The organism is Roseivivax sediminis (genome assembly GCF_900112685.1).
Taxonomy (GTDB): Bacteria; Pseudomonadota; Alphaproteobacteria; order Rhodobacterales; family Rhodobacteraceae; genus Roseivivax; species Roseivivax sediminis.
The window spans coordinates 88,708-108,561 of the sequence record NZ_FOMS01000008.1 but is presented as its reverse complement, the minus strand read 5'-3'; the positions used below and the strand labels follow the sequence as shown (position 1 = coordinate 108,561).

Annotated in this window: 22 protein-coding genes; 7 read left to right on the top strand and 15 right to left on the bottom strand. The window is 68.7% G+C overall.

The window, feature by feature from the left end:
- Window positions 1-30 precede the first annotated feature (30 nt).
- From F3H57_RS13535 to F3H57_RS13525, 3 genes are read right to left on the bottom strand one after another with little or no spacing between them, the layout of a single operon-like run.
- Window positions 31-1,104 carry a DUF1513 domain-containing protein gene (locus F3H57_RS13535; RefSeq protein ID WP_149756451.1) on the bottom strand — a complete coding sequence of 358 codons (1,074 nt, stop codon included), beginning with the start codon at window positions 1,102-1,104 and terminating at the stop codon, window positions 31-33.
- A 25-nt stretch (window positions 1,105-1,129) separates the two neighbouring features.
- Window positions 1,130-2,113 carry an imelysin family protein gene (locus F3H57_RS13530; RefSeq protein ID WP_149756450.1) on the bottom strand — a complete coding sequence of 328 codons (984 nt, stop codon included), beginning with the start codon at window positions 2,111-2,113 and terminating at the stop codon, window positions 1,130-1,132.
- Window positions 2,113-3,633, bottom strand: coding sequence for a di-heme oxidoreductase family protein (locus tag F3H57_RS13525; protein ID WP_149756449.1), 1,521 nt, complete (start codon window positions 3,631-3,633; stop codon window positions 2,113-2,115). Before F3H57_RS13525 ends, F3H57_RS13530 begins: the two co-directional genes overlap by 1 nt.
- 198 nt (window positions 3,634-3,831) lie before the next feature.
- Between F3H57_RS13525 and F3H57_RS13520 the strand changes: the two genes are divergently transcribed.
- A complete protein-coding gene (locus F3H57_RS13520; RefSeq protein ID WP_149756448.1) occupies window positions 3,832-4,272 on the top strand; it encodes a hypothetical protein in 441 nt (146 codons plus the stop codon).
- Between the two features lie 46 nt (window positions 4,273-4,318).
- Window positions 4,319-4,792: a Dps family protein gene (locus F3H57_RS13515; RefSeq protein ID WP_149756447.1), complete on the top strand. Its 474-nt coding sequence runs from the start codon at window positions 4,319-4,321 to the stop codon at window positions 4,790-4,792.
- A gap of 41 nt (window positions 4,793-4,833) precedes the next feature.
- On the opposite strand, the gene F3H57_RS13510 is transcribed toward F3H57_RS13515, so the two are convergent.
- The 6 genes from F3H57_RS13510 to F3H57_RS13490 all read right to left on the bottom strand — a co-directional run bounded on the left by F3H57_RS13510 (window position 4,834) and on the right by F3H57_RS13490 (window position 9,398).
- Window positions 4,834-5,082 carry a DUF1289 domain-containing protein gene (locus tag F3H57_RS13510; protein ID WP_149756446.1) on the bottom strand — a complete coding sequence of 83 codons (249 nt, stop codon included), beginning with the start codon at window positions 5,080-5,082 and terminating at the stop codon, window positions 4,834-4,836.
- A 71-nt stretch (window positions 5,083-5,153) separates the two neighbouring features.
- The gene (locus F3H57_RS13505) at window positions 5,154-6,404 is read right to left on the bottom strand and encodes an imelysin family protein (protein ID WP_149756445.1); all 1,251 of its coding nucleotides are present in this window, start codon (window positions 6,402-6,404) and stop codon (window positions 5,154-5,156) included.
- A gap of 46 nt (window positions 6,405-6,450) precedes the next feature.
- Entirely contained in the window at window positions 6,451-6,609 is a 159-nt protein-coding gene (hemP, locus tag F3H57_RS13500; RefSeq protein WP_149756444.1) for a hemin uptake protein HemP, read from the bottom strand.
- Entirely contained in the window at window positions 6,603-6,752 is a 150-nt protein-coding gene (locus tag F3H57_RS22260; RefSeq protein WP_188129687.1) for a hypothetical protein, read from the bottom strand. Before F3H57_RS22260 ends, hemP begins: the two co-directional genes overlap by 7 nt.
- A 118-nt stretch (window positions 6,753-6,870) precedes the next feature.
- Complete coding sequence (locus F3H57_RS13495) at window positions 6,871-8,076, bottom strand: aminopeptidase P family protein (protein WP_149756443.1); 1,206 nt, start codon at window positions 8,074-8,076, stop codon at window positions 6,871-6,873.
- Window positions 8,077-8,606: 530 nt separating this feature from the next.
- Complete coding sequence (locus F3H57_RS13490; RefSeq protein WP_149756442.1) at window positions 8,607-9,398, bottom strand: alpha/beta hydrolase; 792 nt, start codon at window positions 9,396-9,398, stop codon at window positions 8,607-8,609.
- A gap of 93 nt (window positions 9,399-9,491) precedes the next feature.
- Between F3H57_RS13490 and F3H57_RS13485 the strand changes: the two genes are divergently transcribed.
- Window positions 9,492-10,970, top strand: coding sequence for an NAD-dependent succinate-semialdehyde dehydrogenase (locus F3H57_RS13485; protein WP_149756441.1), 1,479 nt, complete (start codon window positions 9,492-9,494; stop codon window positions 10,968-10,970).
- Between the two features lie 108 nt (window positions 10,971-11,078).
- On the top strand, window positions 11,079-12,146 hold the full coding sequence (locus F3H57_RS13480) for a DUF3616 domain-containing protein (protein WP_149756440.1): 1,068 nt from the start codon (window positions 11,079-11,081) through the stop codon (window positions 12,144-12,146).
- Window positions 12,147-12,230: 84 nt separating this feature from the next.
- Here the strand turns inward: F3H57_RS13480 and F3H57_RS13475 are convergent, their stop codons facing one another.
- The 6 genes from F3H57_RS13475 to F3H57_RS13455 form a co-directional block, all read right to left on the bottom strand.
- Window positions 12,231-12,704 carry an Hsp20 family protein gene (locus F3H57_RS13475; RefSeq protein ID WP_149756439.1) on the bottom strand — a complete coding sequence of 158 codons (474 nt, stop codon included), beginning with the start codon at window positions 12,702-12,704 and terminating at the stop codon, window positions 12,231-12,233.
- Window positions 12,705-13,001: 297 nt separating this feature from the next.
- Entirely contained in the window at window positions 13,002-13,802 is an 801-nt protein-coding gene (locus F3H57_RS13470) for a trypsin-like serine peptidase (protein WP_188129686.1), read from the bottom strand.
- Window positions 13,803-13,881: 79 nt separating this feature from the next.
- The gene (gene glcF / locus F3H57_RS13465) at window positions 13,882-15,267 is read right to left on the bottom strand and encodes a glycolate oxidase subunit GlcF (RefSeq protein ID WP_149756437.1); all 1,386 of its coding nucleotides are present in this window, start codon (window positions 15,265-15,267) and stop codon (window positions 13,882-13,884) included.
- 1 nt (window position 15,268) lies between these two features.
- Window positions 15,269-15,442 (bottom strand): hypothetical protein, encoded by a 174-nt coding sequence (locus F3H57_RS22255; RefSeq protein ID WP_188129685.1) that lies wholly within the window; start codon window positions 15,440-15,442, stop codon window positions 15,269-15,271.
- Entirely contained in the window at window positions 15,442-16,554 is a 1,113-nt protein-coding gene (locus tag F3H57_RS13460; protein WP_149756436.1) for an FAD-binding protein, read from the bottom strand. Before F3H57_RS13460 ends, F3H57_RS22255 begins: the two co-directional genes overlap by 1 nt.
- A gap of 82 nt (window positions 16,555-16,636) precedes the next feature.
- Window positions 16,637-18,085: an FAD-linked oxidase C-terminal domain-containing protein gene (locus tag F3H57_RS13455; RefSeq protein ID WP_149756435.1), complete on the bottom strand. Its 1,449-nt coding sequence runs from the start codon at window positions 18,083-18,085 to the stop codon at window positions 16,637-16,639.
- Window positions 18,086-18,268: 183 nt separating this feature from the next.
- Between F3H57_RS13455 and F3H57_RS13450 the strand changes: the two genes are divergently transcribed.
- The 3 genes from F3H57_RS13450 to F3H57_RS13440 all read left to right on the top strand — a co-directional run bounded on the left by F3H57_RS13450 (window position 18,269) and on the right by F3H57_RS13440 (window position 19,846).
- The gene (locus F3H57_RS13450; protein ID WP_149756434.1) at window positions 18,269-18,679 is read left to right on the top strand and encodes a CopD family protein; all 411 of its coding nucleotides are present in this window, start codon (window positions 18,269-18,271) and stop codon (window positions 18,677-18,679) included.
- 7 nt (window positions 18,680-18,686) lie between these two features.
- Window positions 18,687-19,403: a DUF599 domain-containing protein gene (locus F3H57_RS13445; RefSeq protein ID WP_149756433.1), complete on the top strand. Its 717-nt coding sequence runs from the start codon at window positions 18,687-18,689 to the stop codon at window positions 19,401-19,403.
- 77 nt (window positions 19,404-19,480) lie between these two features.
- Window positions 19,481-19,846, top strand: a complete 366-nt coding sequence (locus F3H57_RS13440) for a hypothetical protein (protein ID WP_149756432.1) — start codon at window positions 19,481-19,483, stop codon at window positions 19,844-19,846.
- The last annotated feature ends 8 nt before the right edge of the window (window positions 19,847-19,854 follow it).

Here is a 19,854-nt window from a genome sequence, read left to right as displayed (position 1 = left end):
CGGGGCGCGGAGGCGCGAGGGGGAACAGCCTCAGCCGATGGCGATGAGGTGATTGTCCCACGCCGTGCCCGGGTCTGCGGCAAGCGGGGCCAGCCGATCGGTCACGCGCAGCACCCCGCCCATGCCGTCGGTGGCGGTGAACCCGTCCGCCGAAGGGGCGAGCCCGCAGATGTCGGGCCGCCGCAGGATCGTGCAGGCGCCGTCCGCGCGGCCAAAGACATGCAGCCGACCGCCGCGCGGCGAGGTGATGCCGACGCGCGCGCCGTCCCAGGAGATCGCGACCGACCCGGCATAGCCCTGCATGGCGATCTGCTCGCCGTCATCGGCCGCCAGCAATCGCGGCGCCGATCCGCGCCGGTGCAGGCCCAGCAGCGGCACCGGTGCCATCGCCTCGCCCTGCCACTGCATCGCGAAGGCGACGGTGCCGTCCGCCGCCGCGGCGAGGTGGCGGATGGAGTTCTTGTGCAGCTCGGGATCGAGCGTCACCTGGTCGAGAAGCTCGCCCTCGGGTGTCAGGTAGCTCAGCGAGGGCGCCATCGTGTCGAGGTTCAGCTTCTCGCGACCCGTGTCCGGGTGGGTACGGATGCCACCATTCGCCACCGCCAGCACGTCGCCCGAAAGCCGCAGGAGGTCGTGGGGGCCGATGCCGTGGGTCGCGACCTCCCCGATCCGGCGGTAGCCGTCGGGGCGCGACCAGAGGCCGATGCGGCCCGCGCCGCTGCCCATGTCGTTCTCCGTCGTGCAGAGGATCGTGCCGCCTGCGACGAAGGCGCCGTGGCCGTAGAAATGTCGCCCCTCCGGCGCCTCCAGCCGGTGCGCGACGTGTCCTGCGGCGCAGTCGATCACCAGCGCGAAGGTGCCGGGGCGGCGGGCGAAGGCGACCGCCTCGGGCGCGGAGGGATGCGCGGCGGCGGCGTGGCCGCGGCCCGGCAGCGGCACGGCGAAGCGCCGCGAGGCATCCGCGCCGAGCCCGATGAGCGAAAAACGCCCCGACGCCCCCTTCGCCGCGCCGAGATAGGCGGGGCTGCCGGCGTCGGCCCAACTCAGCGCGGGCAGGGTGGAGGCGGCCAGAAGGCTGGTCAGGAAACCGCGGCGCGTGGGCATGGTGCTCTCCTTTCGGGGCGGCGGGTCAGTCCCCGTCCGACGCGTTGAAGCCGGCCGACACGCCGAGCGGCACGCCGATCTCGTTCGCGGCGTTCTCACGCGCCTCGACAAGCTGCTGCTGCAACGCCTCCACGACGATGCGCTGCCTCGGGTCCGACACGCCCGAGAAATCCCCTGCGTCGATCCGCCCCGCCGTGGTCAGCGCGCGGGCGAAGGCGGCGTCGGTCTGCGGGATCTCTCCGGGCGCGAGCGCGCGGGCGAGGTCGCGCAATGCCTCCACCGAAAGCGTGACGTTGCGCAGCGCTCGGCCCGACAGCCGCGCCTCCGCCCGGTCCGGGCGCGGGTCGTCGAAGCTGCCCAGCGGCCGGCCGAGCCGCTGGTCGATGACGAAGGACATCCCCGTGGTCAGCGCGGTATAGAACGCTTGCCGCGGCTCGCGCTCCGACAGGAAGGTATCGTTCCCGGCTTCGCCGGCGGTGCGGATCGTCTCCGCGAAGGCCTCCCAGTCCTCGGCGATTGCGTTCCCCATGCGCGCCAGGTCCTGCGCCTGCGCCCAGGCAAGCGTGCAGGCATAATCGCCCGCGGCGTAGGCCGATAGATCCTCGGCATAAAGCAGCCGCTCCATCGCGAAGAGGCCGCGGGCCGCGATGGACACTTCCGCAAAGCCCTCGGGCGTCTCGACGATGGGATCGGCGTCTGCCACGATGCCCGACACCGTGCGCGGGATCATCCCGCGCGGATCGGGCCAGAAGGCGATGGAGAGCGCCCGGCTCCCCGTCTCCAGCGGGCCGAAGCGCAGATGCGCGAGCCCGAGCCAGGCGTCGAAGGCGTCGTTCCAGGCCGGGCGCAGCGCCTCGGCGGTGCAATCGTTCCCGGCCGTCTCGGCCAGCGCGCCTGCCGCCTCTGCAAAGCGGTCGGTGGCGGACAGGGCGTGATCGGTGATCGCCTCTTCGACGCCGGCCACGGCGGGCGTCGCGAGAAGCGACAGGGCAAGGACGGCGTGGCGCATCACAGGCTCTCCAGGTAGCGGATCAGGGCGTCTCGGTCGGCTTTCGGCATCGTCTCCACGCGGCTGCGTGCCGCCTCCGCCTCGCCACCGTGCCACAGGACGGCCTCCAGAAGCGAGCGGGCGCGCCCGTCGTGCAGGTAGCGTTCCTCGCCGCTCACGCGCGAGGTCATCCCGATCCCCCAGAGCGGCGGCGTGCGCCATTCGCGGCCCGTTGCCCGCGCCTCGGGCCGGTGGTCGGCCAGCCCCTCGCCCATGTCATGCAGCAGCAGGTCGGTCATCGGCCAGATCAGCTGGAAGCTCTGCTCGGGCTGATCCTTCAGCCGGTGGGTGACGTATTTCGCCCGGTGGCAGTTCGCGCAGCCGGTGTCGTGGAACACCTGCTTGCCGCGCAGGACCTCCGGGTTGTCCACGTCGCGCCGGGCCGGGACGGCAAGGTTGCGGGCGTAGAAGGTCACGAGGTCCAGCCCCTCGGCGCCGATCTCCGGCGCTTCGCCCTCGCCGCCATGGGGCGCGTTGATGCAGGCGTCCTGGGTCGCCATGCACTCCCCGAACCCATCCTTGAAGAGCGGAGAGGAGATGCCGATGTCGCCCGCGAAGGCGGAGGCCGTCTGTTCGCGCACCGTGGGGTTTCCCCCCTTCCAGCCGAAGCGGCCCAGCATCGGCCGGTCGTATTCCACCGACCAGACGATCTGCGCCCGCCCCGAGATACCGTCGCCGTCGGCATCGTCCGGGTCGGCCCAGGCGAGGATGTCGGCCGCCGGGATCGCCTCCAGCAGGCCCAGCCCGATCATCTGCGGCGCGAGGCGCGGGCTGGTCTGGATCTCTTCGGGCTCGCCGTATCCGGGCGCCTCGATGGCGTATGTCGGGACGCGGAGCGTCGCCGTCTCTCCGTCCGACAGTCCCACTTCGCGCTCTTCGTAGGAGATGACGAACTGCGCCTCTGCCGGGAAGCCGGCGACCGCCTTGTCCTGGAGTTGAGATCCGTAGACCGGGTGCGGCGCGGTGCGCGGGGTGTCGTCGCCGATCTTGTCCAGATAGCGCTGGATCGCCGTCTCGGCCGGGCCTTCATGGGGCACCGACACGCGCAGGAAGAAGCCGTCGCCGCCGCTTTCGGGCAGGCGCCCGCGCCCGTCCTTGAGATGGCAGCGCTGGCAGGACCGCGCATTATAGAGCGGGCCGAGCCCGTCAGAGGCCTTGGTCGAGGCCGGCGCCGACACCCAGAGCTTCTTGAACAGCCCGTTCCCGACCTTGAAGTCCAGTTCCCGCTCGAACGGGATGTTGCCCGAGGCCTGCGAAAAGGCGTCCGCGGTGGTGCGCGCCCGCACCGTTGCGGCGCCGGCGGGGTTTTCCTCGAACTGCTCGGCGGCGTCGAAGCTGCCGGGCGTGGCGGTGACGGCATCGATTCGCGTCTGCTCTTCCGCGGTGCGCGGGACGATGGACAGGTGCGGTTCTTCGAGGATCGGGTCGGCGGCGGCCGGCGCGGCTAGGAGGAGACCGGCAAGAAGGGCGCGAAACAACATGAGGAACGAGGCTCCGGCAGCGTATGCAGCCTCACTTGCAAGGAATCTTGAGCGTTTCAATCGGAAACTTGTCGGATCCTCCGTACATGCGACATCTTGAGGGTTCTCAGAGCCTGACCAATATTGTAGGAAAAGGGGAGTGCAGGGGTTCGCCTCCGCCTTCCAGACAACTCCAGGACGACGTCCCGAGGACCGAAGATGACCGCACAGCCCGTCCCCCTTGCCCAGCTTCCCAGCCCGACCCGTGAAATCGACGATGCGGCCCGGCTACCCGACGACGAAGCGGCCCTGCTGGACATGTTGCGGCGCACCGCCGCGCGCTGCCGGGCGACGCCGCGGGCGGATCTCTTTCGCGCCTGTGCGCTGCTCGGTGCCGAACGCAGCGTCGCGGCGCCGCGTTTCGCCGAGGCGCTCCTGCGCACGCTCGACCAGGGCCTCGGTCGGCCGGTCCGGATCTACAAGCGCGGCAGCACGGAGCTGAGCTTCGACGAACGCTGGCTGCTTGCGCTCATCGCCGCCTTCCGCCGGGACGACGACGCCAGTGCAACCTTCCTCGTCTCGCGCCGTTTGACCCATGCTTCGCGCCGATCCATCGGATTTCTCGCGCGCGGATTGTCGATGGGACTTGAACCAGCTTAGAATAATTCTAAAGTAGGGACGTAACCGGCGTTAGAAGGAGAACGCGATGCCCGAGACTGCAATGAACCTGAGCCCGTCCGCGCGCGAAGCGATCGCCGACGCGCTCAACCAGGCCGTGGCCGAAACGGTCGTGACCACGATGCTGGCCCAGAATTTCCACTGGAACGTGAAGGGCATGGCTTTCGGCCCGCTGCACGACCTGTTCCAGAAGATCTACGAGGATCACTTCGAGGGTCAGGACGACCTGGCCGAACGTGTCCGCGCGCTCGATATGCACGCGGAAGGCCAACTGGCCAAGATGCTCGAACGCTCCAAGGTGTCCGAGCATGACGGCCACGCGACCGACAAGGAGATGATCGAGACCCTGATGAAGGCGGAAGAGCAGATCGCCGCCACGCTGTCGGGCCTCGAGGCCGTGTCCGGCGACAACGGCGATACGCTGACCGAAGACCTCGCGATCGAGCGGGGCCGCGTCCACGAGAAATTCGCCTGGATGCTGCGCTCTCACCTTCAGGGCTGAGCGCACGTCGTCCGGAGATGCCGGGCCGAAGGCCCGGCGCCTCAGGCGGCGAAAGGGGGCTTGGCCCCCTTTTTCGTGCATTTCTTCAAATAGGCGGCGCGCCAGTGGGAATACTTCCCAAGGTCGTTCTGCTGATGCACCAGCATCGTCACGAAAGCCTCGCGTTCCGCGGGGTTTTTCATTTTCTTGAAGATCTTCTTCTGCGTCTTCGTCATCGAGCAGCCGATGCAGTGCCCTTCGCGGCGGAACTTGCAGACGTCGATACAGGGGCTGGGGAGTTTCTTGGCCATGTGAATCCCGTGGCTGGAACGGAAGACGGGCGGTCCAGAGACCGCCCGCCAGAGGGAACTGCTCGATCCTCTTATTGGAAAACTGCGTCCGGGTTGTCGAGGCTGTCGGAGCCTTCGAACCCGATCTGGTCGAGGCCGAGCGCGCTGACCGCGCGTTCGATCGACCGGGTCTGCGCGACGAGCGCGTCGACCGCCGCCATGATGATCGCCTCGCCTTCGGCATTGCCGCGCGCGAGCATCTCGTCATAGGCGAAGCCGGCTTCGGCCGCGGCCTTCAGCTTGGCCAGCTGCAGCACGGAATTGTCTAGATCGCGCGAGAGCGCGTCGCCGACCTCCGCGTCCGCCTCGGCGACGAGGTCCGCGAGGCTGTCGCCTTCGACAACGGAGCCGTCCACGCGCAGGTAACGGCCGTTATAGACGTTGTGGATGCCGAGCCCGTCGTAGAAATGCGAATTGTGCGTGTTGTCCGAGAAGCAATCATGCTCTTCCTCGGGATCGTTCAGCATCAGGCCGAGCTTCATGCGCTCGCCTGCCTGCTCCCCGTAGGAGAGCGAGCCCATGCCGGTCAGCATCGCCTTGATCCCGGCATCGGGATCTTCGGTGACCGCCGTGCGCGCATCGCCGCCTTCGGCCCACTGCTGCGTGATCCATTCGAGGTCGGAGACCAGCAGGTCGGTCGCGGCTTGCAGGTATTCGCCGCGGCGATCGCAATTGCCGTTGGTGCAGTCCTCGCCCGCAGCGTAATCCGTCCACGGGCGGCTGCCGGCGCCGTCATCGGTGCCGTTCAGATCCTGACCCCAGAGCAGGAACTCGATCGCATGGTAGCCGGTGGCGACGTTCGCCTCCACGCCGTCGGCCTCGTGCAGGGTGTCCTGCAGCAGATCCGGCGTGATCTCCGAGGCGTCGACCTCTTCGCCCGAGAGCGTGAAGCTTTCGTTGGCGATGACGTTGAGCCCGGCATAGCGGTTCTCGCCCGCTTCGACCGCGCCGCCCTCGACATAGTCGATCAGCCCCTCGTCGAGCGGCCAGGCGTTCACCTTGCCTTCCCAGTCGTCGACGATCGGGTTGCCGAAGCGGAACGCCTCGGTCTGCTGGTAGGGCACGCGGGCCTCGAGCCAGGCTTGCTTGGCCGTCGCCAGCGCTTCGGCCGAGGGCTCTTCGATCAGCGCGGTCACGGCCTCCTGCAGCGCCTGGGCGGTAGTGAGGCTGTCTTCGTATCCGGCATGGGCGATGTCGGCATAGGTCTCGACCACGCCGGCCTTGTCGGCCAGCGCAGGCGTCGCGGCAATCAGCGCGGCGGTAGCGGTTAACGTACGAATCATCTGTTGTCCCGTTCCTTGGCTATAATTTTCGCTACCCCGGCCCGACTCATTTCGTCAGGATGAGCTTTCCCTGACGGGTGATGCGCAGCGTGTAGATCTGCTCACCCAGGCGGATCTGGGCGAGTTGCCCGCCGCCGGTGAGGATTTCCGCGTCGTGCTGCGGCACTTCGCTGGCAGTCTGGGTCTCGATCCGCCGGGTCAGCATGCGCAATCCCCCCGGGTTGCGCGCCAGACAAGGCGGTCGAGCAGCGCTTCGAGGCCGAGGATGCCGAACGGCTCGGCATCGGTGACGAAACCGGGCCGTTCGACACGGGGAATACGCGAATCGTGCGATGGAGCGCGGGGCATGTGCCGGTCCTCCGAAAGGTTTGGGTCGCGGGCTTCCCCGGGTCGGTCGAGCGGGGTGGCTGACGCTAAACCTGACCAAACCAGTCGGACAAGTCAATCCGAGTTTTTCTATCGGGTATCAGGGCACGATATTCGCCTCCGGTCCGTAGGGGAAGCCGGTGATATTCTCTGCGCCGTCCTCGCTGATGACGAGGATGTCGTGCTCGCGGTAGCCGCCGGCGCCGGGTCGACCGTCGGGGATGGTCAGCATCGGCTCCATCGACACGACCATGCCGGGTTCGAGCACCGTCTCGACGTCCTCGCGCAGCTCCAGCCCGGCTTCGCGGCCGTAATAATGCGACAGGATCCCGAACGAATGCCCGTACCCGAACGTGCGGTACTGCAGCAGGTCGCGCTCTGCCAGGAAGGTGTTGAGCGCATGCGTGACGTCCGAGCAGCGGGCGCCGGGTTTCAGCAGCGACATGCCGTATTCGTGCGTCGCGACATTCGCCTCCCAGTAGCGCCGCGAGGCGGGGTCGACCTCACCCAGAAACAGCGTGCGTTCGAGCGCGGTGTAATAGCCCGAGATCATCGGGAAGGCGTTCAGGCTGAGGATATCGCCGCGCTCCAGGCGCCGCGCGGTGACCGGATTGTGCGCCCCGTCGGTGTTGAGCCCCGACTGGAACCAGACCCATGTGTCGCGGTACTCCGCCTCCGCGAAGCGTGCGGCGATCTCGCGCTCCATTGCGTCGCGGCCGGCCATGGCGACGTCGATCTCTCGCACGCCTTCGGCGATCGCCTCGACCACCGCTGCGCCGCCGATATCGGCCACGGCCGCGCCCTGCCGGATGAGCGCGATCTCGGCGGGCGATTTCATCATGCGCTGGCGCATCGTGTCCGCGTGGATCGGGACGACCGACTCGGGGGCGAAGGCGGCTTCCAGCTTCTCGCGGGCCTCCAGCGTCAGGAGGTCGCCCTCGATCCCGAGGCGCCTGCCGCGCCCGGCGATACCGGCGGCGACGCGCCAGAAATTGTCGCGCTGCCAGTCGGTATAGGTGACGGCATCGCCGTGGCAGCGCCGCCAGGGTTGGCCGGCGTCGATCCCGGCGGCGATGGTCACCGAGGTCTCGGGCGTGACCACGAGCCCGTAGGGCCGGCCGAAGGCGCAGTAGAGAAAGCCCGAATAGTAGGCGACGTTATGCATGGACGTCAGTAGGCAGGCGTCGAGCCCGTGGGCGGCGAGGATACGGCGCAGCCCGGCGAGGCGCGCCTCGTATTCCTCGGGCGCGAAGGGCAGGGCGGCCTTGTCGCCGTTGTGGAAGCGGTAGGATGCGGGTCGGTCCATGGGGGTCCCTCCGGATAGCGCCTAATGCGCGGGGGAGGGGGCGGAGCCTGCCTTCCCCGCGCATACGGCGGCAAAGATAGGTCCCGGCGTTCAGGACGGTCGGGGGCGGAATGCGGGCGACGCCATCGCCCGGCCCTGGGCAAGGTTCTGACGTGGATGGTCGCGTGTGGCAAGGGGGTAGAGGCCGAGCCAAGCGCCGACCGGCCCAAGGCTAGCCAACGGTGCCAACACATGGGCGCACGCTGGCCCGGCGCGTTTGGGTCCGGTGGCTCGGGTCGAAAGCGCCTCTGAACGGGAAGCTTCGATCTTTCTGGCAACGGCCTAGTGCCGCTTTGACCGGCCCGGAATCAAGCCGAAGGCGTCGGGCCAGCGCCGGACCGTCCCGGCGGGTCGGCGCTCTGTCACCCGTGCAAGACGCTCGGATCGACGATGTACGTGGCAGCCATAAAGCGCAGACCTCGAAGGTTATGGGCGCCAACCCACGAGCCGGCGCTGGCCCGGCGCCTTCGTGCCGGGACAAACCTGCGCGTCTAGGCCAACAGCGTCCGGATCATGCGGCTCTCGGGGTCGAGAAGCCCGTCGATCACATTGAAATGGTGCTTGCCGTCCTCGACGACGTGCTCCGCGCCCCAGGCCTCGGCGAGCCAGCGGGCCTGGTCCAGGAAAGCCGGCAGCTCGTCGCCGCCCACCCAGACCGAGACCGGCGTGCGCGGCGGGTCCATCAGGACCGGGCTCTCGGCGGCGGCCTCCTCGGCCTCGAGCTGCAGATCGTCGTTGATCGAGGTGCGCAGGAGCGGCCGCAGGTCGGAGACCGGCGAGATCGGCATCACCCGCTCGATCCGGGCGCCGACCTCCTCCGGAAGGACGCCGGGGGCCAGCATGCGCGCGACGAGCTGACCGCCGGCGGAATGGCCGACGAGCCGGATCGGCAGGTCCGGCAGCTCGCGCGCGACCGCCGCGACGGCGCTGGCCACTTGCCGCATGATGTCCGAGATGCGCGCGCGCGGGCAAAGATCGTAGGACGGCATCGCCACCGCCCAGTGCTGCAGCACCAGCCCGTCGGCGAAATGCGAGAAGTCGCCGCGGCCGAAGCGCCGCCAGTAACCGCCGTGCACGAAGATCGCGAGCCCATCGCGACGACCGACCGGCGTGAACAAATCCATCACCTGGCGCGTTCCGTGACCGTACATCAATCCCAGCCGCGCCCGGTTGGCTGCCCCGAGCCGCTTGCGGTACGCCTCCGCTTCCGCGGCCCAGCGGGGCGGGTAATCGGCCGCGTCGGGAACGTGACTTTGGTTGTCGTAGGCGTCGTCGAGGTCCATCGTTTTCCTCTTGGTCGTACCGGGACTATAGGATCGGCCAAGACTTACCAGAACCGGGCGCGGCGACACCCCCCAATTTGAAAGGTTTGTGACATGCTCGACAAGACGACCGACCTGGCCGCGATGCTGGACGATCCGAGCCTGCTGGAGCCGCACGCCTTCGTCGGCGGGCAATGGATCGCCGGCGACGACGGCACCTTCGAGGTGACCAACCCGGCCCGGGGCGACGTGATCGCCGAGGTGTCGGACCTGTCGCGCGCCCAGGTGGCCGACGCCATCGACCAGGCGCACGCGGCGCAGAAGGACTGGGCCCGATGGACCGGCAAGGAGCGCGCGGCGGTCCTGCGCCAGTGGTTCGACCTGATCATGGCCAACCAGCGCGACCTCGGCAAGATCATGACCGCCGAGCAGGGCAAGCCGATGACCGAGTCGACCGGCGAGGTCGCCTATGGCGCGTCCTTCATCGAGTTCTTCGCCGAAGAGGCCAAGCGCGTCTATGGCGAACAGATCCCTGGCCACCAGCGCGACAAGCGCATCCTGGTAATGAAACAGCCGGTCGGCGTCGCCGCGTCGATCACGCCGTGGAACTTCCCCATCGCGATGATCACCCGCAAGGCCGCCCCCGCGCTGGCCGCCGGATGCAGCTTCGTGGCGCGGCCCGCCAAGGAGACGCCGCTGTCGGCCACCGCGCTCGCCGTGCTGGCCGAGCGGGCGGGCATGCCCTCGGGCGTGTTCAACGTGGTGACGTCCTCGTCCTCGTCCGAGGTGGGCAAGGAGTTCTGCGAGAACGCCAAGGTGCGCAAGCTGACCTTCACCGGCTCCACCGAGGTGGGGCGGATCCTGCTCAAGCAGGCTGCCGACCAGGTGAAGAAATGTTCCATGGAGCTGGGCGGCAACGCGCCGTTCATCGTCTTCGACGACGCCGACGTCGACGCGGCGGTCGAAGGGGCCATCGCGTCCAAGTTCCGCAACAACGGGCAGACCTGCGTCTGCGCCAACCGGATCTATGTGCAGGCGGGCGTCTACGACGAGTTCGCCGAGAAGCTGAAGGACCGGGTGTCGCAGCTCAAGATCGGCGACGGGCTGGCCGAGGACGACGTGGATCTCGGCCCGATGATCACCGCGGAGGCCATCGACAAGGTGCAGGAGCATATCCGCGACGCCAAGTCGAAGGGCGGCAAGGTCATCCTCGGGTCGGACCAGCACGACGCGGATGGCAACTTCTTCAAGCCGGCGATCATCACCGGCGCGACGCAGGACATGGCCTTCGCGCAGGAGGAAACGTTCGGCCCGCTCGCCCCGCTGTTCCGGTTCGAGGACGCGGACGACGTGATCGCGATGGCCAACGACACGATCTTCGGGCTGGCGTCGTACTTTTACGCCAAGGACCTCAGCCGGGTCTGGAAGGTCGCGGAAGAGCTGGAATACGGCATCGTCGGCGTGAACACCGGCCTCATCTCGACCGAGGTGGCGCCGTTCGGCGGCGTGAAGCAATCGGGCCTCGGCCGCGAGGGCTCGCACCACGGCATCGACGAGTTCCTGGAGATGAAATACGTCTGCCTGTCGGTGTGACGACGAACGACGCTCGCTCGCGCAGCGAGCGTCGCCCCGCCCGCCGTCCCGCAGACCGGCGGATACCGAGTTGCCCGGCCGTTGCCCGCTCCGCATCAAGGAGGCGTCATGCCAGAGTTCACCCCGCATTGCACCGTCAGCATGGTGTTCCGGCCCGCGTCCGATTTCGAGATGGTGTCGAACAGGATTCACGAGGACATTTCCTCCGCGGCGCGCTGCGGCGACAGCCTGTTCGTCTGCTGCGACGAGACCGCGGGCGTCGACCGGCTGACCCTCACCGAGGATGGCCACTGGGGCAACCACGAGCATTTCAACCTCGGCGACTTTGTCGACCTGCCGGACGGGCCGGACGGGGAGATGGACATCGAGGGGCTCGACTGCGACGGGGACTGGCTGTGGATCACCGGTTCGCACTCGCTCAAGCGCGGCAAGTTCAAGCCCGGGAAGCACGACCTTCAAGGCGGGCTGGACGCCATGGCGAAGATCAAGCGCGATCCCAACCGCTACTTCCTCGCCCGCGTGCCGCTGGCGAAGACCAAGGCCGGCATGGTGCCGACCGGCGCCGACGGGGAGCGGCGCGCGGCCTGGGTCGAGATGAAGAGGAAGCGCTCCAAGCTGCTCGGCTGGCTCGAGGGGGATGCGCATCTCGGCCCCTACCTGCCGCTGCCGTCGAAGGAGAACGGCTTCGACATCGAGGGCATGGTCGGGCGCGGCAATCGCGTCTGGCTGGGCCTGCGCGGCCCGGTGCTGCGCGACCACGCGGTGATCCTCGAATTCGAGATGAAGGTTACGAAGGCCGGGTTTCTCAAGCCGCGCAAGATCGACGGCGACCGGCGCTACCGCAAGCACCTCGTGCCGGCGGCGGGCGAGGGCATCCGCGATCTGGAGGTCGACGGCAACGATCTTCTGGTGCTGACCGGGCCGGTGACCGGCGGCGACGGGCGGTCGGACATCCTGCGCTGGCGGGGCTTCGCGGGTGTCCGGACATCGGGCGTAGTGGCGCCGGAGAGTGTGCAGCACGTGATGGAATTGCCCTATCGCGGTGCCGTCGATCATCCGGAGGGACTGGTGCTGTGGCCGGAAGTGACCGGCGCGGTCCTGGTTCTCTACGATTCGCCCGGGAAGGCGCGGCTGCCGAAGGCGGAGACGATCGAGGGCGACATCTGGAAGCTCTGACCCTCGCCGGGTGCGTGATCCGACCCCGAATCGGAAACGCCCCGGCGAAGGGCCGGGGCGCGGGATCTTCGCGGTGTGCGCCGATCAGTTGACGGATTTGGCGTCGACAACGTCTTTGCGGGTCTCGGCGCCGTCCGCCTTCTCGATCGCGATGCGTCGCGGTTTCAGCGCCTCGGGGATCTCGCGCACGAGGTCGATATGCAGCATGCCGTCCGCATGGCTTGCGCCCTCGACGCGCACGTGATCGGCCAGCTGGAACCGGCGCTCGAAGGCGCGGGTGGCGATGCCTCGGTGCAGGTAGTTGCGGGCCCCGTCATCCTCGGCCTTGCGGGCGGAGACGACAAGCGCGTGGTCTTTCACCTCGACCGAGAGGTCATCCTCGGAGAAGCCGGCCACGGCAATGGAGATGCGGTAGGCATCATCCGCGGTCTTTTCGATGTTGTAGGGCGGGTAGGTCGGTTGGCTGACGTCGTTGGCCAGCACGCGGTCCATCATGTCGGCGATCTGGTCGAAGCCGACCGTGGCCCGGTAGAGCGGTGCGAAGTCGAAGCTACGCATGGAATATCCTCCGTTGAGCGATATCATTCACGTACGCCTTTTCCGTTCGGAAACAGGCGCTTGCAGGGATCCGAGACCCGCGGCGGGCGTCTCGGCAAGGTTTAAGTGGGAAGCGGTCTGGCGCCTGTCAAGACCCTCCGCCGAATGGGGGGAAACGGGCGTCCGTGCGGCTCCGAAACCGTTGCCGGCGCCTGCCCCCCTGGCGATGCGCGGCCAGCGGCAGCGTTCAGCGCGCCGGCGAACAGCCCCTCCGGCATGGCGAGCCGGCGCTATGATCGGGCGCCGGCCCCGCGCCGGTCACGGGCGGATGAACTTCGCCCCGGTCTCGACCCGCGTTCCGGCGGCGACGGAGCGGGTGCCGGGCAGCGCCGTTTCGGCGCGCACCCTGTCGAGCTCCGCGCGCAATTGCTCCACCGGCCCGTCGAGGCCGATTCCCAGCGATACCGGGGCACCGCCGGCCTCGGCCTTGGCCGACACCACCGACACGATGCGCGGATCGCCCGACGCGAAGGAAAACACCGGGGAGCCCGACGAGCCGAAATCGACCGTGCAGGACATCACCACGACACCCTCCTGCCGGGCGATCACTTCGCACATCTCCTGCAGGCTCGGCGCCTCGGGGCGGTCGTGGGCGTAGGACACCACGCCGATCCGGTCGCCCGCGTCCGGCCGCCGGTCGGTGGCGAAGGGCACGATCCGCGTGTTGCGGATCGGGTGCTGCAACTCCAGCAGCGCCACGTCGTGCCGCACGCGGTGCGCATCCGACGGGGCGGTGTAGACGAAATCCGGCAGGTGCAAGGCCCGGCGCACGTAGCGGTACGCGGCGGCCCGGCCGCTGCGCCAGCCGGCGCGGAACTGCATGTGCTCGGCCGGCACCTGCGCGCCGGTCTCCGCGTCATACAGGCAATGCGCCGCGGTCAGCACCAGGTCGGGCGCGATCAGCGCGCCGGTGCAGAAGGCGCGGCCCTCGATCTCGATCCGGCCGACCGCGTCCCAATCGCGCCCGTCCTGCGACGAGCCAAGCGAGAGAAGCCCGCCCGCGCGCGCCGGTGCGCAGAGACACAGAAGGATGAAAAGGGCGGCGAATCCTGCACGCAAAATAGGCTCCTGTCGGCTGTTCGCCCCGATTAGTCGCGCTTTGCGGCGGGAATGCGGCGCGGATGCGGAGCCGGCTTGTTCAGATCCCGTCGACCCGGCCCCGCAGAGCAGGCGGCACCGGCCCGCCCCAGGCCCAGTCCAGAAGCTCCACAGTGTGCACGACAGGCACCTCCGTGCCGCCGCCGATCTGCATCATGCAGCCGATGTTGCCGGCGGCGATCACCTGCGGCGCCTTCGCCTCGAGCGTGCGCACCTTTCGGTCCTTGAGCTGCGCGGAGATCTCGGGCTGCATCAGGTTGTAGGTGCCGGCCGAGCCGCAGCACAGATGCGCGTCCGCCGGTTCGACCACCTCGAACCCGGCGCGCTTCAACAGGTCCTTCGGGTGGGTCTTGATCTTCTGCCCGTGCTGGAGCGAGCAGGCGGCGTGGTAGGCCACGCGCAGGCCGGCGCCCTCTGCCTTCGGCGGCGCGAAGACGCCCCGCCCCGGCGCCGCGTCGGTTCCGGCGATCCCCGCCGTGGCTTCCGCGCCCGAGCGCGTTTCGGCCTCTTTCACGAGCGTCGCCAGCAGCTCGCTGACATCCATGGCGATGGCCGAGACGCGCGCGGCCTCCTCGGCCATCGGGCCGGTGCGGAACATGTGGCCGTAATCCTTGACCGTGGTGCCGCAACCGCTGGTGTTGATCACCACCGCGTCGAGCCCGCCTTCGTCCATCTCGCGGGTCCAGGCGCGGATGTTCTTCGCGGCGGTGCCGTGTGCCTCCTCGCTCTTGCCCATGTGGTGGGTGAGCGCGCCGCAGCAGCCGGCGCCCTCGGCCACCACCACTTCGCAGCCGAGCCGGGTGAGAAGCCGGATCGTCGCATCGTTGATGTCGGTGTTGAGCGCGCGCTGCGCACAGCCTGTCATCAGCGCGACGCGCTTGCGACGCTCGCCCTCGGCCGGGAACGTCTGCGGATCGTCGTTGCGGCTGACCGGGGGAATCGTCTTCGGCGCCATGTCGAGCATCGCGCGCAGCCGCTTGTCCGGCATCAGCCCCTTGAACGGTCGCCCGATCTTCGCCCCTAGCAGCGCCATTCGGAACCGCCCCGGATAGGGCAGGATCCGCGCCAGCACCCAGCGCAGCGCACGATCCTGCCAGGGGCGTTGGTAATTCTCCTCGATATAGGTGCGGGCGTGGTCGACCAGGTGCATGTAATGCACCCCCGAGGGGCAGGTCGTCATGCAGGCGAGGCACGACAGGCACCGGTCGATATGCGTGACCGTCTTGTCGTCCGGCACGCGCTCGTTCTCGAGCATGTCCTTGATCAGGTAGATGCGCCCGCGCGGGGAATCGAGCTCGTCGCCCAGCACCTGGTAGGTCGGGCAGGTCGCGGTGCAGAACCCGCAATGCACGCAGGCGCGCAGGATCTCGTTCGACCGGGCGGTGTCGGGATCGCGAAGCTGGACGTCGGTAAAGGTGGTCTGCATGTCAGGAGGTCATCATCTCTGCGGTGGCCGGGCCGAACCAGGGCACGGAAGTTGCAAGAAGGGCGGCGACGGTCAGCGCGGGGCGCGCGCGCGGGCCCGGGATCCGGGCGCGCAGGGCCTGGGCCGGGCCGGCGACGAAGATCAGAAGGTAGGCGAGGATCTTGGTATAGCGCATCACGCCATGAGCCCGGGATTGAGGATTCCCTTGGGGTCGAACCGTGCCCGCAGCCCGCGCGACAGCGCCGCGACGGGCGCGGTCTCGGGCTGGAACACCGGCAGCGCGGCACGCGTCGCCGCGTCCCCGCGCACCAGCGTCGCGTGGCCGCCGAAGGCGCCGAGCCGCGCGCGCAGGTCGGTGCCCGGCGCCAGCCGCGCCCGGATCAGACCGCCGCCCCAGTCGTAGACGACGTCTTCCGCCCCCATGCGCGCCACGAGGCCCGGCGCGTCCGAAGGCTTCACCGACAGCTGCCAGACATCGCCGGGCGCGTCGTGAAAGGCGGCGACGTCGCGGATCGCGCGCCAGCAGGCGGCCACAGGCTCCGCCTCCGTCTCGCGGTGCATGTCGGTGCCGGGAAAGAGCGCGGCGAGGCGCTCCAGCCGGTAGGTCACCGAATCCGCGAAGCCCTCGAGCCTGAGGCAGGTCTCGCCCGCCGCCGGCAGATGCGCCGCCCCCGTTACCTCGAAAGGAGAGCCGAGCGCGCGCGCCATCGCCGCCACCGCGGCCTCGTCCGTCAGCCCCTTCAGGATCAGCGTGCCCTGCGTCTCGGGCACCGGCAGAACCTTCAGCGACAGCTCGGTCAGAACGCCCAGCGTGCCCCAGCTGCCGGCCATCAGCTTCACCAGGTCGTAGCCGGTGACGTTCTTCATCACCCGCCCGCCGTTCTTCACGACCGCGCCGGTGCCGTCGACGAAGCGCACGCCCAGCATGAAATCCCGACACGCCCCGGCGACGACCCGCCGCGGCCCCGACACGTTCGCCGCCGCCATGCCGCCCAGCGTCGGCTCGCCCGTAGTGCCCAGAAGCCCGCGATGGTCCATCGGCTCGAAGGCCAGCCGCTGGCCCTCCGCCGCCAGCGTCGCCTCGATCTCCGCCAGCGGCGTGCCTGCCCCGGCCACCAGCGTCAGCGCACCCGGCTCGTATAGCGTGATGCCGCTCAGCCCTCCGGTTTCCACCACGTCGCCGGTCACCGGCCGCCCTATGCCGCGCGTGCCGCCGCCGCGCACGTGCAAGGGGCCGGACGCCTCCGCGACGATGCCGCTCAGTTCTTCTTCGCTCTGCGGTCTCATCGCGACCCTGCACCTTCTTCTCGTCAAAAATACTCCGGGGTGAATTGGCCGTCAGGCCAAGAGGGGCAGCGCCCCTCCCATCTCACTCCGCCGCCAGCCGCTGGCCGCGCCGTGCCTCGGACACCGCGAGCGGGAACACCTTCGCGGGGTTGAGCAGCCAGGCCGGGTCGAACACGTCCTTCACCGCCATCTGGCATTCGAGGTCGGCGGCCGCGTACTGGTCGCCCATCAGGTCGCGCTTCTCGATGCCGACGCCGTGCTCTCCGGTCAGGCAGCCGCCGACCTCGACGCAGAGCCGCAGGATATCCGCCCCCAGCGCCTCGCATTTCTCCAGGTCGCCCTCCTTGTTGGCGTCGAAGAGGATCAGCGGGTGCATGTTGCCGTCACCGGCGTGAAAGACGTTGGCGACCTCGAGCCCGTATTGCTGCGCCAGTTCGGCGGTGCGCCGCAGCACGTAAGGCAACTCCGACACCGGGATCGTGCCGTCGAGGCACATGTAATCGTTGATCTGCCCCATCGCCCCGAAGGCCGACTTGCGGCCCAGCCAGATCCGGCCCGCCTCGTCGGCGTCCTGCGCCTCGCGCAGCTCCACCGGGTCGTGACTGCGGGCGATGTCCTTGATCAGGCCGAGCTGGTGGTCGATCTCGGCGTCCGAGCCCTCGACCTCCACGATCAGGAGCGCCTCGCAATCGGGATAGCCGGCCTTGGCGAAGGACTCGCAGGCGCGAATGCAGGGGCGATCCATGAACTCGATCGCAACCGGCAGGACGCCGGCCTTGATGATGTCCGACACGCAGGCGCCGGCCACCTCGCTCGAGGCGAAGCCCATGAGCACCGGGCGCGCGCCCTCGGGCTTGGGCAGGATGCGCAGCGTCGCTTCGGTCACCACGCCGAGCTGCCCCTCGGAGCCGCAGACCAGCCCCAGCAGGTCGAGCCCCCCGGCATCGAGATGCGCGCCGCCGAGCTCCACCACCGTGCCGTCCATCAGCACCATCGTCACGCCCAGGAGGTTGTTCGTCGTCACCCCGTATTTGAGGCAATGCGCCCCGCCCGAGTTCATCGCGATATTGCCCGATATCGCGCAGGCCAGCTGCGAGGACGGATCGGGCGCGTAGAAGAAGCCGTCCTCCTCCACCGCGCCGGTGACCGAGAGGTTGGTGCGGCCCGTCTGCAGCCGGATCAGCCGGTTGTCGTAGTCGGTCTCCAGCACTTCGGTCATGCGCGAGACGCCCAGGATAATGCTGTCCGCCGTCGGCAGCGATCCCCCGGCGAGCGACGTGCCCGCGCCGCGCGGCACCACAGGCACGCCTTCGGCATGGCAAAGCTTCAGCACCGCCGCGACCTCTTCGGTCGTGGCGGGAAGCACCGCGGCGAGGGGCGCGCATTTGTAGGCTGTCAGCGCGTCGCATTCGTAGGCACGCGTCTCGGCCGGATCCGAGATCACCGCCTGCGGCGGCAGGATCTCCTGCAGCCGTTCGACGATGGCGTCCTTGCGCGACAGGATCGCGGCGTCGGGGTCTGGCATCTGCATCGGCGGCCTCCTGCAACCTTGCATCGCGAGTCTAGTGCCCGCTCGCGGGATTTGCCAGCGCCGGACCGGTCGACGGAAAACGGGCGAGAACCCGACCCAAAATACACAGTCGATCCCCGCCCGTCCAAGAGGCGCACCCGAACCTCTTGCGCACGGGTTTGCTTTGGCGCACCTCTTGCGACCATGACATGGATCAAGATCGTCCATCTTCTGTGCGTGATGGGATGGATGACCTCCATCTTCGCAGTGCCGCGGGCGCTGATCTACTGGAAGCGCGAACATGCGCGACTGGGAGAGTTCGGCCCGCTCGGCGATCTGACCATCCGGCTCTACCGCTTTTCCGCCGGGCTGGGGGTGATCGCGCTCATCACGGGGCTCTGGCTCGGCGGGCTGCTGGCGATGCCGGGCTGGGTGTGGCTGAAGCTGGCGCTGGTGCTGACGCTGGTCGCGCATTACGTCTGGACCGGGTTGATGGTGCTGCGCGCGCGCCGCGGCGAGTTCCGCGAAAGCGACCGTACCCTGCGGATCTTCAACGAGGCGAGCGTTCTCGTCGTCATCGCGGTCCTCTGGGTCGTCGTGGCGAAGCCGTTCTGAGCGTGCCATGAGCTTCGCCGATCGCGCCGCCCTGTTCTCCACCCTGGATGTTGTCGCGGTGGCTGCGCATTTCGCCTGCTGGCTCGTGCTGATCGTGCTGGTCGAGCATTCGCCCGCCTGGCGCCCGTCGGTGTCGCGTGTGATGGCCGATTACCGGCGCGAATGGATGCGGGTGTTCGTCACCCGGGACCCGCGGATCTTCGATTCGCAGATCGTGGGGAACCTGCGCCAGAGCACGGCATTCTTCGCCTCGGCCTCGATGATCGCGATCGGCGGGGGCTTCGCGCTGATCGGCAATGCCGAATCGCTGTCCGGCGTGGTCTCGGACTTCACCGCCGAGGACGCGCCAACCGCGGTGTGGGAGATCAAGCTGGTGGTGATGCTGATCTTCGGGGTCAACGCGTTCCTGAAATTCGTCTGGTCGCACCGGCTCTTCGGCTATTGCTCGGTGCTGATGGCCGCGGTGCCCAACGATCCGTCCGATCCGGCCGCCTACCCGCGCGCCCGGCAGGCGGCCGAAATCAACGTGACCGCCGCGCGCGCCTACAATCGCGGGCTCAGGTCCGTCTATTTCGGCATCGCGGCGTCGGCCTGGCTGCTGGGGGCAGTGCCGCTGCTGGTCGCGACCGCGATGACCGTGGCGGTGATCCTGCGGCGCGAGTTCGCGTCGGCCTCGCGGGCGGTTCTGCTGCAGGCCCCGCCCCCGCCCGACACGCAAAGGTGAGAGACCGTCAGAACCCGCGACGCGGGTGGCGATGTAAGACGGGTGTGCAAGAGCATCGACAACCGGGGGGAACAACCATGAAGACATGTGCAGTGGCGGTCTGTGCTGGCCTGATCGGCAGCGCGGCTGCCGCCGATCCGCCGCAGGTGCGCGGCATGGAGGCCGAGAAGACCGGCATGTCCTGGCGCATCTCGGTGACGCTGGAACACCCCGACACGGGCTGGGATCACTACGCAGACGCCTGGCGGGTCGAGGATGCGGAGGGTACCGTCCTCGGCACTCGCGAGCTTCTGCATCCGCACGTGTCCGAGCAGCCGTTCACCCGGGCGCTCACCTCCGTGATGCTGCCCGACGGGACCGAAAATGTGTATGTCCGTGCGCGCTGTTCGGTCGACGGCTGGAACGCGGACGCGGCGGCCTTCCCGCTCTCGCCCGTGGATTGAGCGCCGGC

Coding starts and splice junctions, on each gene's coding strand:
- F3H57_RS13525 (WP_149756449.1), bottom strand. CDS start 3,633: ATGTTGTTTCGCGCCCTTCTTGCCGGTCTCCTCCTAGCCGCGCCGGCC.
- glcF (WP_149756437.1), bottom strand. CDS start 15,267: ATGCAGACCACCTTTACCGACGTCCAGCTTCGCGATCCCGACACCGCC.
- F3H57_RS13480 (WP_149756440.1), top strand. CDS start 11,079: ATGCCAGAGTTCACCCCGCATTGCACCGTCAGCATGGTGTTCCGGCCC.
- F3H57_RS13450 (WP_149756434.1), top strand. CDS start 18,269: ATGACATGGATCAAGATCGTCCATCTTCTGTGCGTGATGGGATGGATG.
- F3H57_RS13520 (WP_149756448.1), top strand. CDS start 3,832: ATGACCGCACAGCCCGTCCCCCTTGCCCAGCTTCCCAGCCCGACCCGT.
- F3H57_RS13495 (WP_149756443.1), bottom strand. CDS start 8,076: ATGGACCGACCCGCATCCTACCGCTTCCACAACGGCGACAAGGCCGCC.
- F3H57_RS13455 (WP_149756435.1), bottom strand. CDS start 18,085: ATGCAGATGCCAGACCCCGACGCCGCGATCCTGTCGCGCAAGGACGCC.
- hemP (WP_149756444.1), bottom strand. CDS start 6,609: ATGCTGACCCGGCGGATCGAGACCCAGACTGCCAGCGAAGTGCCGCAG.
- F3H57_RS13475 (WP_149756439.1), bottom strand. CDS start 12,704: ATGCGTAGCTTCGACTTCGCACCGCTCTACCGGGCCACGGTCGGCTTC.
- F3H57_RS13535 (WP_149756451.1), bottom strand. CDS start 1,104: ATGCCCACGCGCCGCGGTTTCCTGACCAGCCTTCTGGCCGCCTCCACC.
- F3H57_RS22255 (WP_188129685.1), bottom strand. CDS start 15,442: ATGCGCTATACCAAGATCCTCGCCTACCTTCTGATCTTCGTCGCCGGC.
- F3H57_RS13485 (WP_149756441.1), top strand. CDS start 9,492: ATGCTCGACAAGACGACCGACCTGGCCGCGATGCTGGACGATCCGAGC.
- F3H57_RS13490 (WP_149756442.1), bottom strand. CDS start 9,398: ATGGACCTCGACGACGCCTACGACAACCAAAGTCACGTTCCCGACGCG.
- F3H57_RS22260 (WP_188129687.1), bottom strand. CDS start 6,752: ATGCCCCGCGCTCCATCGCACGATTCGCGTATTCCCCGTGTCGAACGG.
- F3H57_RS13440 (WP_149756432.1), top strand. CDS start 19,481: ATGAAGACATGTGCAGTGGCGGTCTGTGCTGGCCTGATCGGCAGCGCG.
- F3H57_RS13515 (WP_149756447.1), top strand. CDS start 4,319: ATGCCCGAGACTGCAATGAACCTGAGCCCGTCCGCGCGCGAAGCGATC.
- F3H57_RS13510 (WP_149756446.1), bottom strand. CDS start 5,082: ATGGCCAAGAAACTCCCCAGCCCCTGTATCGACGTCTGCAAGTTCCGC.
- F3H57_RS13460 (WP_149756436.1), bottom strand. CDS start 16,554: ATGAGACCGCAGAGCGAAGAAGAACTGAGCGGCATCGTCGCGGAGGCG.
- F3H57_RS13530 (WP_149756450.1), bottom strand. CDS start 2,113: ATGCGCCACGCCGTCCTTGCCCTGTCGCTTCTCGCGACGCCCGCCGTG.
- F3H57_RS13505 (WP_149756445.1), bottom strand. CDS start 6,404: ATGATTCGTACGTTAACCGCTACCGCCGCGCTGATTGCCGCGACGCCT.
- F3H57_RS13445 (WP_149756433.1), top strand. CDS start 18,687: ATGAGCTTCGCCGATCGCGCCGCCCTGTTCTCCACCCTGGATGTTGTC.